Genomic DNA, 12,886 nt, shown 5'->3' with positions numbered 1-12,886 from the left:
GCACTTATTTTAATTTAGTAATGTTGCATTAGAAAATTGGTTGAAACTATAAACTTCACCGATAGAGATATCCAAAAGTTGGTACCCACTGTCAATATTGTTTTCTTGGTTTAAATATAACATATCTGAATAGTTACAATTAATATCGGCATTCATAGAAGGAGATTTGTACATTTCTCTATACATTAATTGCACTGCAGTTTTTTCAAAAAGGGAATTATCAATAAATCCAGATCGACCAATAGCTAATAGATTAGTATCAGAATTCTTTTTTAAATGCTTTGTTAGTAATTTAAAGGGAGCTGAAAACATACCAAATAAATAAGGGATCACCTTATATTGGAATACTTGATTATCAGGTAACTCTAATCCATCAATATAAATGGGTGGGAATAATAAAGCACTAATTTCGGATTTATGATATAGCGTTAAAAAGTTATCATTTTTGGACATGATTAAAGACATTTTTTCCATAACCTGATCAATATCTTTGTCTTTTTTGAATTTTTTTCTAAAGCCATTTTTAATATCTTCCCAAGTTTCAACAATCTCTCCAAAGTTTGCAATAGAAATAATTTGACCAATCTTATTCGTATATAAAATGACTTTTTCTTGAAGTTTAAATAAGTAGTCATCAATCTCTTGATTACAATTTTCAGTGTTTCTTTCTCTTTTGTTTACCAAAACTTCAAATAAATACCCAACGTGATCTTTTTTTATAAATCTTTTTGAAACTTCATAAGTAATTAAGCTTTCCTGACTATTTCCCATAGAAATAATAGTTTGTTTTGTATCTATTTTATAATTTAAACTATTAGTATCTGTAGATTGAACTAATTTTTGATTTTGGGTATTGATTAGATTCATTTTAATAGTAATTTATTCGTTGAGATCTATTTGTCCACCGTTTAATTTCAATACTTTACCAAAGAATTTGGCCATACCTACTGCAGCTATAGCAATACCGGTTGCTCCAAGGGATAAAGCCACACCTGCCTGAATATTAGCTATAACAGAAGCAGTAATGGAAATTCGTTTTCCAGAAATAGAAGTAGTTTTTCCTTTTATTGAAGCTTTTGATCCTCCACTAGCACTAAAATTACTGCCTCCATTTAAGCTCATATTACTGGATGCACTAGCACTAAAATTACTACTAGCACTGGCAGCTATATTATTTCCTGCATTAACACTAAAATTATTACTGGCCTCAATCGCTACATCTGTAGAAGAGAAAGTAATTTTATTAGGTGCATTGATCGTGATTTCACCGTTGCCACCCATGACTATGGTATTACCACTAGGATCAGCGATAGTAACACTACCATCTGCATCATTAAGTGTTACCTGATTACCACTTCTGGTTTTGATCGCTTTTAGATGATTATTACCACTTTTAAAACTCTCGGGAACCGAAGAAGCATTTGTTACACTTCCCTTTACGATAGGAGATTCTGCATTACCACCTTCGTGATCCACAATAACTTCATCTCCTTTTTCCGGTACAAAATACATACCTTGTCCTGGTCCTCCTGCAAGACTGGCTTGTCTAATCCAGGGAGAAGTCTCTCCTGATTCTTTTTGCCATGCATATTGTATTTTTACTCGCCCCATTCCTTCTGGGTCTACATTGTCCACAACAACTGCTGTCTGAGACTTACCTTTTGGAAATGCTTTAATAGAAGTTTTAGGATATACATCAGTTTCTGCAGTAATACCTTCAAAAGTGTTTTCGTATCGTCCATTTTCGCTACAGGTATGGGTTATTTTAGTAATTCTATACCCACCATAGGATGAGGATTCTCCCTCTATATCAACTAAACTTCCTATTGCAATAGCAGGATTGCTACTTTTTCCATTAATTTTTACCTGGTTAACTTCATTGGCTTGCTTTTGTAATGCAGCTTGCTCATCGATCCTTGACTTCATTCGTGGATCATCATGCGCACTAACAAAAACCTGTGTTTCTTTCTGGTAAATCTGATCACTCTTTTTACTCACTATAGAGCTGAAACCATTGGCATTAGATCCTATTTCTTTTGTTTTTACCTCATGAAAAGAATCATTTAAATAGTCATTTGTAAAATATTTAAACCTATTGGGAATGGTTTCTAAGTTTACTGATAATTTAAGGAGGTCATATCCATATCGTAATGTTATAGGAGTTTTATCTTCTGGTTTGCCAAAAACTAATTGTGTTCCATTATAATAAAACCATTCTCCATATTGTGCTGCCAACCTACTAGCATATTGAAAAGAACTTTCTTCTTGTTGCACACTATAATGAATGGGCTTTGTCATTTTTGGCAAAAACCTAAACTGCAATGTACCTTTGTCATAACCGGTAAATGTTTTTTCTAATATTTCAGTAATCCCAATCTCTTTGTGGGAGGTGTAGTGAGGTCCGTCATCGGCAATGATACTACAGCTTTTACCCTTGATATGTATTAAGTCACCTGTGTTTTGATAAAAACCTTTTTCTGTATTGATATTGGTAACAATACCTTTAAATTTTAATTCTTCCTCATCAGAAAAACCATCTAGAGATTGGATTTTAAGCAGAAAAATTTCTCCTAAAAAATTAATGCTTTCTCCAAAAATGTCTTCTGACATTCCTTCCAGAACATCTTTTCTGCAAATGAGTTCAAAACTATGGTGCTCATCTATTTCCTGATGTAAGGATAAACTTCTATAAGCTGGAATATGTTCTCCGCCAATAAAAATTTGGATTTGTGTGTTTGTGGCCATAAACTAATGAATTGTGCGATTTATACAAGTAGTTAGATGATTTATAATGATTAATATATATACTAGTTACAAAAACTATATGTATGCCAATTAAATTACTATAATAAAAACAGTATTTTTTGAAAAAGTGGATGAACTACAAAAATTTGTGGACTAATGTAGTATATGCAGTGGCTTTTTATTGGAATTAACCTTTTTTGAATTAAAGAATACAGTACAAATATCTTTAAATGCTAAAAAAGCTATCCTCATCAGAGGATTTTTCAACATTTTTCTTAGTTGTTTTTTTTGAAGTAGGTTTAGCTTTACTTGAAGTACTTTTTTTGTTTTCTGTAATTGGTTCTCCTAAGGCGTGTAATGTTTTTCCTTTATTTTTTTTAGGTTTTGTTACAGGTTGTTGTTCTGGTGTTTTTGGAGTAGCTTTTTTTGCCGTTGTTAGTTGAGGTTTGAATTTTTTTTCAACAGTTTTGGAAACTGTTGTGGTTTTTGTAGCCTTTTCAGTCCCTTTTAGATTTAGAAGACTAGTGCTATTAGTGTTAGATTTTGTTGGTGTAGATAGACTAGTTTTTTTAGAGGCCGTTGACTTTGCTGGAATCTTAGCCGTTTTAGGTTGTTCTTTTTCTTTTTTTAATTGTTTTGCAGACTCTTTAAATTGTTTAAGAGGTGAGGTAGGAGTTTTTGGCTTTTTTCTGGCAGTAACTCTAGGGGTTGATTTGATCTTGGGTTCTTCTTTAGGGACTGTTATATCTCCAAGTATTATAGAAGATTTAGTGATTTTTTTCTGTGCTGTATCGCTTTTTGATTTTTCTAGTTTCTCTTTTGGAGAAGGAGTAGGTTTTAGTAGATCGGGATCTTGACCTCCGAGCATCATATCATCCTCACGTTTAAACTCTAGCATATCATCTAGAGTAAAATGTTGTATGGGAACGTCTATTAAGTCGTTAGAGTCTTCAATATTTCCCCCTTCATATAATTTCTGAACGAGATGAATACACGTTACTCTTTTAAGGTATTGTTGTTTGTGAATTTTATTTTGTTCTAATGGGTAATCGACTTTCCATTTGTTATCTTCTATTCTTTGAAGTGCCATTACGTAGTTTTCAGAATCAAATTTAAATAATTCAATTATTGAATGCGCATCAGGTGAGAGTGTATTTATAACATCTGTAATCTCTTGGATATTCATATTGACCTTATGAATAGTAAGATCATTTAATTCATCGTTTACAAATACCTTTAACATACAGTTTTCATTTTAGTAATAGTTTTATTTATTGAAATATAGAGTTCGGTATAAAATTCTGAATGATCAAAATTTACTAACTATTATACATGATAAATTTACAGTGTGTTTTTTTCTAAATATTTTGACATATTTTTTTTCTCTACTTTATAGATATACTTAGGTGCATCATCTTTCCGTCTGTATGCTTTTACGGGATTAAATAAATTAAAAAAGAGCTTAGAGTGTTGTTTGTCGTAAAAAGGTTCACCATCAATAGCATTTTGGCTAAGCTTTACTAGAACCACTCCTTCTATTGCATCTTTTGCGTATTGTGCCAATACTTCTCTTTCACTAGAAAAGTATGTATTTCCTTTAATTCCATACGAAGGGTCATAATACTTAATTTTTGATCCTTTTCTAAAAACAGTATAGACATGATCCCAAAAGAAATGTAAAGGGAAAGAATTACCCTGTGCTTTGTTGCCAGAAGTAGAAATTTCTTTTGGCGCTTTTGGATCATTTGTTTTCCAACCTTTTACAAGAAACACCGTCGGAAAGAATGTTTTCGGAATATTATTATCTAGATTTTCATTATAACTTGGCCATTGATTTGGATTTAAGCTTGTAAATTGAGATGTTTTGAATGCATAGGGACTAACAGATGTTATCCCTTGTGCTAACATTATTGCTGTAAGAAGAAGACTAAATTCTCCACATCTTCCCTCACCATCTCTTAGAAGCTCTCCTAAACCTCTACCTCTTGGCAATGGCATAATTAATGGATACTTAGGTTTAGTACCGATAAAAGAAGTTCGATTTCTCCAATATCCTAATCCTTTAGTATTTAAATTTGTTCTTAAATAGCTCGTTCCTTCTCTTGCTCTAAGTACTTTTTTGGTCTCAAATAATTTAAAAACCTCATCTAGAATTAATTCTTCATCATCAAGCCCTTTTGCTTGCTTACAGCCCCACCAAAGTAAAGATTCTGTAATGATTGGTATACTTCTTTTATTTTTAGCATCCGTAAATTGAAAATCTGGTAATGCTTTTGAATATTCGGGGTTTTTCAAAGTAATATATAATCTATTTACAGATTGCCCAAGATTAATCCAATTTACACCATCTTCAGAATATTCAAAAACGAGTTCAAAATCCTTAAAATATTCTACAGTTCCAGCATAAGGTACATTTGTACTAGAAACAATTATGGCAAACTTTGAATTAGTTGCCCCTTTAACAATATTAAATAGATAAGCACCACTTTTATCTATAACTCTAATATCTGGAGTTTTTGCTAATGGGTCGCTAGGGTCCTCTAGTTCTATGGTTGCCGTAAAGCTTATTATATCCCTACTGCTAAACATTATAGGAATATTTTTGGGCTTTTTAGTGATGGCATTATCTGGGATGCTTCTATCTAGCATATAATGATAATAACCATCTTCATCCTCAAGTACATATATATCATCGAAATTTTCGGCATCATCACTGCAAACATCATATTTTGTATCGAAAGTAATTTTGGTTAACTTTAATTTACTAGTCTCACTGCTAGACGATGATGATGAGGGACCTTCAACCAAAGAAAGTGCTGCACCAGTTCCATTTCCTACCCCTTCTTTATCACCCTTTTTCTTTTTAGGCTTGGCTTTGGTTACTACTAATCCAGCTGGTAAGCCACCTGCAATAAATTTAGCACCATTAAGACCTGTTGCTGCTGTGCTTAAATTAGCATTAGCGGTCTTTAGTTTTTCTTGTGCTTCTACCAATCTTGGATCTACTTCACTATTAAATTTAGCAATAATTTGGTCAGAAAATCCTGTGACAAAGTCATTATATTCATTGCCTAATCCAGATAATAACGTAGACGCTCTGTCCATATCGGTTTGTAATTCGGCAGATTCTTTTTCAGCTTTCTTAATTCGTCTATCTAGTTCGTCGTCTATTTTTTGTTGTAAATAATTGTTTAAGCTATATCTTTCTATTAATGCCTCTAAATCAGCGATTTCGGAACTTAATTCATCTCTTATTTCTTGGGTTTGAGCGCTGAGTTGATTTGTTAAACCATCAATTCTGTCCGAGAGGCTTGTAGTTTGGTGAGGCGCTCTGGTTGTTACTGAATGAGTGTCGAATATACTTGAATCAGAGTTAGCGTTTACTTGGAAGGGAGCATTTTCAGGATTTTCAGTTAAAACAGTACCAGCATCCCTAATTCCAGATAATATATCTAATAAAGGATTGGATTGAGGATTAGTTCCTGCTACATTAATTCCATTTCGTATTTCATCTAAATTTTGATTTATTGCGTCTTCAACATTGTTTAATAAATCATCTAATTCTTGTTGAAGACCATCAGTAACATCATACACTAAATCTGTTGCTATAGCTTCTCTGCCACCCACTTCTTGTTCGATATATTCGCTAAGAGTTTCGGTACTATCACCAGCTGTTTCTATATGTTCATCGACTGTGTTTTTTAGTTCTTGTGCTTTAGCAAGATATTCTTGTCCTGTTTGCAATGCACTTTGTACTGCTTCGTTATTAATTACAGCTGTAACTGGAGCAGCAATATCTCCTACTGTTGTGGCAATGGAACCCGCTACTCCAGCTTGTATGGCTTCTACTTTCTTAACAACTGTTTTAAACGTACCATTCAGAGATTCTTTTAGTTTATCAAATGTATTAGGTGGATCTACCATATCACCTACACATTGCATTACTAATGAAATCTTTCCACCTTTATCACATGTTAATGTACTGTCATCGGCCAATAACTTTTTACCTTTACTTAAAATTTTGTCAGAAGCTGGAGTTTCCCATTCCCCTTTAATAATAGCGCAAGGCACTTTACATTTACTAGAACAGGAAGGAAATGGTTTGAAATTAGCATTTGGTACATTGTCGTTAGTTGTTAACCAGTTTTCTCCATAAATAGTAATTGTAGAGTTTGTTGCCGTTATTTCTGTTGTTTCTCCTGAAGCAATGCTACAGGTAATCAAGGTTCCACTAGGTACAAACTGTCTAGACATGCGCTATTTTTTTTAATTTGGAAATTTGTCTGTAACGATATAAACTATCGATTTCTACACCCATCATTTGAGTGGCAGCATAGATGTCATTATTCTTATCTAAATCTAAGGTTTCAAGGTATGCTACATCAATATCTATGGCTAAGTCTTGTGCATTATACAATTTTCTAAAAAACCGTTTTATTTCAGCAGATTTAAATTGATTATTATCAATACTACCTAATCTAATGATTTGATTGTTTACAGCTTCTTTATTATCTAAAAGTGTTGTTTTTATAGATAGAGGAAGCTCATAATCATCAAAAAAAAGCGGAAATATTTTATGTTGTTTAAGCTGTTTTTTTCTTGAAAGTTTTTGATCATAAATAGGTGGTAGTAATAAGGTTATTATTTCAGATTTGCATATTAATTCTATAAAAGCGTTTTCATCGTCTAATAAAGCTTCTGCACCATCTAAAATTAAATCTATGTTATCTATAGTTTTCTTATGCCTTTTTTTTACTTCTTTTTTATGAAAATACCAATCTTCTTTAATCTGTTGTCTATTCACTACTGTAGTAATTTCACCATGATTATTACAATATAAAACCAATTTTTGTTGTAGCCAGGCCAATTCATTTTCTAATGTTGCATTGCCTTCAAGATTAGATTGCTTTCTATTTTTAGTTTCTACAGAAAAAAGAGTTCCGGAATTATCTTTTTTAATGAATGTTTTGGTAACATCTGCTGTTATCGTATTATTTGTTTGGTTACTGTCAGACACTAAAAGTGTAGATGTTTCCAAATGGTAATTCAATGGTTTGGTAACATGGTGATATATGATATCCCTATTTTTTAACGGTAGAGTTGTTTGCATGGTTTAATCATTGATTTCTACTCGTTTCCCTAGAATAGTAACTTTGGCACCGTTAAGTAAATTTTTGGCGGCTCCAGTTAGATTTAGAACTCCCATAGTCATTACAGTGAGTATAGCACCACTTTGTATATTGGTCATAATCATTCCTGTTATGGATACTCTTTTGCCAAAAACGGTAACACTTTTATCTCCTTTAAGAGAAGCTTTAGATCCTGCCTTAGCTGCCAGATTGCTCCCTGCATCCATTTTTAAGTTTGCTCCAGCTGATGAACTAATGTCAGTGGCCGCAGTAGAGCTAATATTATTTCCGGCGTTTACGGTTAAATCATTACTAGCATCCATAACAATATCAGTAGAGGAGAAAGTAATTTTATTAGGTGCATTGATTGTGATTTCGCCATTACCACCCATAACAATGGTATTGCCACTAGGGTCAGCGATGGTTACACTACCATCAGCATCATTAAGGGTTACTTGATTACCACTTCTGGTTTTTATGGCTTTTAAGTGGTTATTACCACTCTTAAAACTCTCGGGTACTGAGGAGGAATTGGTTACGCTTCCTTTTACAATAGGAGATTCTGCATTACCACCTTCGTGATCAACAATAACTTCATCTCCTTTTTCAGGCACAAAATACATTCCTTGACCTGGTCCTCCAGCCAGACTGGCTTGTCTAATCCAGGGAGAGGTCTCTCCTGATTCTTTTTGCCATGCATATTGTATTTTTACCCGTCCCATTCCTTCTGGGTCTACATTGTCTACCACAACTGCTGTTTGAGACTTACCTTTTGGAAATGCTTTAATAGATGTTTTTGGATAAGTATTGATATCCGAAGTAACCCCCTCAAACGTATTTTCATATCGCCCATTTTCACTACAGGTATGAGTTACTTTGGTAATTCTATATCCACCATAAGAAGAGTTTTCTCCCTCTATTTGGACTAACCCTCCTATGGCAATGGCAGGGTTACTACTTTTTCCGTTAATTTTTACCTGGTTAGCTTCGTTGGCTTGCTTTTGTAATCTAGCTTGCTCATCTATCCTTGATTTCATTTGTGGATTATCATGCGCACTAACAAAAACCTGCGTTTCTTTTTGATAAATCTGATTACTTTTTCTGCTTACAATAGAATTGAATCCATTGGCATTTGATCCTATTTCTTTTGTTTTTACTTCGTGAAATGTATCATTTAAATAATCATTAGTAAAGTATTTAAAACTATTAGGAATGGTTTCTAAATTCATAGATAGTTCCAAAAGGTCATATCCATATCGCAAGGTTATAGGGTCTTTTTTTTCTGGTTTGCCAAACACTAATTGAGTACCATTGTAATAAAACCATTCGCCATATTGTGATGCTAGTCTACTAGTGTATTCGAAAGAACTTTCTTCTTGTTGTACACTGTAGTGAATAGGAGAGGTTTTTTTGGGTGAAAAAGAAAATTGCAATGCTCCTTTGTCGTATCCTTTGAAAGTTTTTTCTAAAATTTCAGAAAGCCCAACCTCTTGGTGAGATGCATAATGAGGGCCATCGTCAGCTATAATACTACAGCTTTTTCCTAGTATATGTACCAAATCTCCTTTACGCTGGTAAAAACCTTTTACAGTCTTAATAGAGGTAACAACACCTTTAAATTCTAATGTTTCTTCATCAGAAAAACCATCAAGAGACTGTATTTTTAGTAAAAAAATTTCTCCCAAAAAGTTAATGCTTTCTGCTGAAAACTCTGATGTTTTGGTCTCCAGGACATCTTTTCTACAAATGAGTTCAAAATTGTGATGCGCATCTATTTCCTGATGTAGAGTAAGGGCTTGAAAAGCTGGAATAGATTCATTGCCAATAAAAATCTGAATTTGTGTGTTTGTTGCCATAAGTTTGTTAGATTTTCTATGAGGTAGCTTGTATAACCTATTTCATACAATATATCTCTATAAAGTAATGAAATATCATATAACTAAATATCTAGAAGTGGATAAATGATTAAAATTTGTGGATGAATGTATGAATTGTAGTGGTTTATGTAATTCGCCCTAATTAAACTGTTCGATTTTACTAGTTAATATGGTTGTTATACCTAAAGTATCTTTAATCGTTTATAGACTTCATTCTTAAAAGTTCGTCCCAAAGGAATATGATGCCCTTGAATCTCGATGGTTTGGTCAGATTCGTGAAAAGAATCTATTTTATGCCAATTGATGATATATGATCGATGTGTTTGGATAAAATTGTTTTTATCTAATGATTCGTATAAATTAAGAATAGAACTTCTTATAGATAGTTTCTTATGATCCGTGGTCACTAATGAGCAATAATTTTTGGAATCCGTATGCGCAAAAAGAATACTATCGACATCTATTTTTACCAACTTATTACCATTTTTGACAAACAAATGTGATACTTGTTCAGTTTTTGTTTCAGTATGTGGTGTATGTTTTTGAGCTAATATAAGAGCAGCCTGTAAATCTTTGATGTGTATTGGTTTGGTTAGGTAAGCAACAGGGTCGATATCTGCAGCTTCTGATATAACTTCAAAATTACTATCGGCAGACGTGAATAATACGGGAAGATGGAATAGGGATTTGATTCTTTTGGCTAATGCAATTCCGGCTTGTTTGCCACGTAGGTGTATGTCTACCAACACAGCATCTGGCATTAATTTCCCAATTTCTTCTTGTGCCTCAAATGGATCATCAGAAGTCCCACAACAGGTATGTCCCAATTCTTCTAGTGAGATTTTAAGATCTTCTATATGAAATATATTATCTTCTACGATATAGATATTCATGCCCCTTTTAGTTTATGCAGACATAGGTTTCACGCCTTCAGTCTGTTTGTTTAATGATGTTGTGATAGGAAGGCTTATGTCAAAACGTGTGCCAATTCTTTTTTCTGAAGATACTTTGATAATACCATTATGCATTTTTACAAAGCGATAAACCAGGTTAAGTCCTAGTCCGGTACCTTTTTCTCCATGTGTACCTATAGTAGTTTTGTTGTCTTCTAAAGTAAAAATATCTTGAAGTTGTTCTTCAGTCATTCCGACACCGGTATCGGTAACTGAGCATACTAATGTATTGAAATCTTTTCGGAACTCAATTCTAATATTCCCTTTTTCGGTATACTTTAGTGCGTTGCCAATTAGATTTCTAAAAATAACATGAAAAGCTCCTTTATCAAATTCGATAGTCACATCTGTTTTGTATTTTACATCTATTTTTGTGTTTTTATAAGCAGCCTGTTGCTCAAAACCTTGAACAATTTCTTGAAGCTGGTTGGCTACAGAAAGTTGTTCTGGATGTAATCGATATCCATTCATCTGTTCCAGGGACCAACTCAATAAATTATCCAGCATAGTTGATAAGCTTTCTGAGTTTTTCTCAAGTTCTTGAGATAATTCTATGGTTCGCTCATGGTTTCCTTTATCTATGTGATACTTTAGGATCTTCCCTGATCTTTGAAAAGGGAGTAACATTCCTCTTAGATCGTGAGCGATGATTGAAAAAAGGCGATTCTTTACCTGATTTATTTCCGTTAGATTTTGATGAGCTTCTCCTAGTTGTTGTTGTTGTTTTCTAAGTTTTAAAAATACCCAAGTTCCAAAAGCTAATAGTACCACTAACAAGATAGAAAAACCAAGGAAAAGATTTTGTTTGAGGTTTGCTCTAGCTGTCAGTTTTTCCTGTTTTTCTTTTTCTTGGCCTAATTTTACAATTTGTAACTCTTTTTTTTCGGTGTCATATTTTTTCTCTAGATCTGCTATTTTAGTTTGTACTTTCTCATTTGATATAGAATCTCTTATCTGTATATATGATTTATAATGAAATAAGGCTTTTTCAGGCTTTTTAGTTTTTTCATAATATTGAGTCAGTATTTTTTCCAAGTAGGCTTTAAAATCAATTTGGGGATCTTTGGAAATCAATACCTTTAATTCGTTTTTAAGCTTTAGAAATTCAGCATAATCTTCCTCATAAAGTGATAAGTCGGCTAGCGATTTTAATGAATCAAATATTAAGGGGTTTACCTTTGTGTCTTTTGCAATTTGATATCCTTTTTGAAAGAAAAGCCTTGCATTTTTATTGTCTTTAAAGCCTTTTAGGAGAATTTCTCCTTTTTCTATATAAGTATATGTTAGGTTGCGTTTGCTATTCATTTGATTAGCAAGAAATATTGCTGAATCAATTGCTTTATTTGCTTCCTCGAACAAATTTAGATGTCTATTAGAAAAAGCTATTGCGGCGTAATTGGAAAATAAAGTATGATCATTATTGTTCAATCTTCCTACTTTTATTCCTTTTTCAAAATAGTTTTTAGCTTTTTCATATTGCCCTAATTCATTATAGCAACTGCCTAAATATCTATATGTTTCCCCGATACTTCTAAGTGCATTTAATTGCTCTTTAATTTTTACAGATTTTATAAAATATTCAATTGCTTTTTCAAATGCGCTCAATCTTTTATATACTACCCCTAGATTCTCATAGTAATTATGAATATCACTAGTATCTTTGCTTTTTTTTGAAGCTAAAACAGTAGAATCCATGAATTTTATTGCTTTTTGATAGTCGCCTTTGATATAGGAATAATACCCTTGTTTATCATAATAGTTGGTCCAGCTTGTACTATTAGGAAAATCCTTAAGTAAGGATTTTGCTTTGATTAACATGTTTTTTCCGTCATCGTATTTTGCCGTTCCTATTAATATCTCTGCTTTTCTTGAGTATGCATAAGATAATTCTTCTTTTGCTTCAAGGTCTTTTGCTAGCTTTATTCCTTTATCAATATAGAAAAAAGAGGAATCTATCTGGTATTTATATGCGTAACGCATACCTATTTCTACATAAGCTTTTATTCTACAAGTAGAAGATAATTTTGGAATGGAAGACTTACCATATTGTATTCCACGCTCTAAGTTAGAAATTGTATCTATTTTTTTACGCCATTCTTTGCAGTGATCTTTTTCATTTTGACTTTGAACTAAAAAAGAAATGAAAATTAAAAAAAAAGTAATATTTTTTATGGTTGGCATT

8 protein-coding genes are annotated in these 12,886 nt (G+C 32.7%); all 8 read right to left on the bottom strand.

Going from position 1 to position 12,886, the window contains the following annotated elements; translation table 11 throughout:
• Positions 1-9: 9 nt before the first annotated feature.
• Positions 10-867, bottom strand: coding sequence for a hypothetical protein (locus tag J8M14_RS11165; protein WP_211074696.1), 858 nt, complete (start codon positions 865-867; stop codon positions 10-12).
• A 12-nt stretch (positions 868-879) separates the two neighbouring features.
• Positions 880-2,745 (bottom strand): phage baseplate assembly protein V, encoded by a 1,866-nt coding sequence (locus J8M14_RS11160; protein ID WP_211074695.1) that lies wholly within the window; start codon positions 2,743-2,745, stop codon positions 880-882.
• Positions 2,746-2,971: 226 nt separating this feature from the next.
• Positions 2,972-3,988 (bottom strand): hypothetical protein, encoded by a 1,017-nt coding sequence (locus J8M14_RS11155; protein ID WP_211074694.1) that lies wholly within the window; start codon positions 3,986-3,988, stop codon positions 2,972-2,974.
• A 98-nt stretch (positions 3,989-4,086) separates the two neighbouring features.
• Complete coding sequence (locus J8M14_RS11150) at positions 4,087-6,999, bottom strand: PAAR-like protein (protein WP_211074693.1); 2,913 nt, start codon at positions 6,997-6,999, stop codon at positions 4,087-4,089.
• A complete protein-coding gene (locus J8M14_RS11145; protein WP_211074692.1) occupies positions 6,992-7,855 on the bottom strand; it encodes a hypothetical protein in 864 nt (287 codons plus the stop codon). The genes J8M14_RS11150 and J8M14_RS11145 overlap by 8 nt, the downstream gene beginning before the upstream one ends.
• 3 nt (positions 7,856-7,858) lie before the next feature.
• Positions 7,859-9,730 carry a phage baseplate assembly protein V gene (locus tag J8M14_RS11140; RefSeq protein WP_211074691.1) on the bottom strand — a complete coding sequence of 624 codons (1,872 nt, stop codon included), beginning with the start codon at positions 9,728-9,730 and terminating at the stop codon, positions 7,859-7,861.
• Between the two features lie 203 nt (positions 9,731-9,933).
• Entirely contained in the window at positions 9,934-10,644 is a 711-nt protein-coding gene (locus J8M14_RS11135; protein WP_211074690.1) for a response regulator transcription factor, read from the bottom strand.
• Positions 10,645-10,656: 12 nt separating this feature from the next.
• On the bottom strand, positions 10,657-12,885 hold the full coding sequence (locus J8M14_RS11130) for an ATP-binding protein (protein WP_211074689.1): 2,229 nt from the start codon (positions 12,883-12,885) through the stop codon (positions 10,657-10,659).
• Between the last annotated feature and the right edge of the window lies 1 nt (position 12,886).

The organism is Aquimarina sp. MMG016, assembly GCF_018100805.1.
Taxonomy (GTDB): Bacteria; Bacteroidota; Bacteroidia; order Flavobacteriales; family Flavobacteriaceae; genus Aquimarina.
This window is presented reverse-complemented; position numbering and strand designations above follow the sequence as displayed.

Excerpts from the sequence above, each read along its gene's own strand:
- J8M14_RS11165 (WP_211074696.1), bottom strand. The coding sequence starts at position 867 with ATGAATCTAATCAATACCCAAAATCAAAAATTAGTTCAATCTACAGAT.
- J8M14_RS11160 (WP_211074695.1), bottom strand. The coding sequence starts at position 2,745 with ATGGCCACAAACACACAAATCCAAATTTTTATTGGCGGAGAACATATT.
- J8M14_RS11155 (WP_211074694.1), bottom strand. The coding sequence starts at position 3,988 with ATGTTAAAGGTATTTGTAAACGATGAATTAAATGATCTTACTATTCAT.
- J8M14_RS11150 (WP_211074693.1), bottom strand. The coding sequence starts at position 6,999 with ATGTCTAGACAGTTTGTACCTAGTGGAACCTTGATTACCTGTAGCATT.
- J8M14_RS11145 (WP_211074692.1), bottom strand. The coding sequence starts at position 7,855 with ATGCAAACAACTCTACCGTTAAAAAATAGGGATATCATATATCACCAT.
- J8M14_RS11140 (WP_211074691.1), bottom strand. The coding sequence starts at position 9,730 with ATGGCAACAAACACACAAATTCAGATTTTTATTGGCAATGAATCTATT.
- J8M14_RS11135 (WP_211074690.1), bottom strand. The coding sequence starts at position 10,644 with ATGAATATCTATATCGTAGAAGATAATATATTTCATATAGAAGATCTT.
- J8M14_RS11130 (WP_211074689.1), bottom strand. The coding sequence starts at position 12,885 with ATGCCAACCATAAAAAATATTACTTTTTTTTTAATTTTCATTTCTTTT.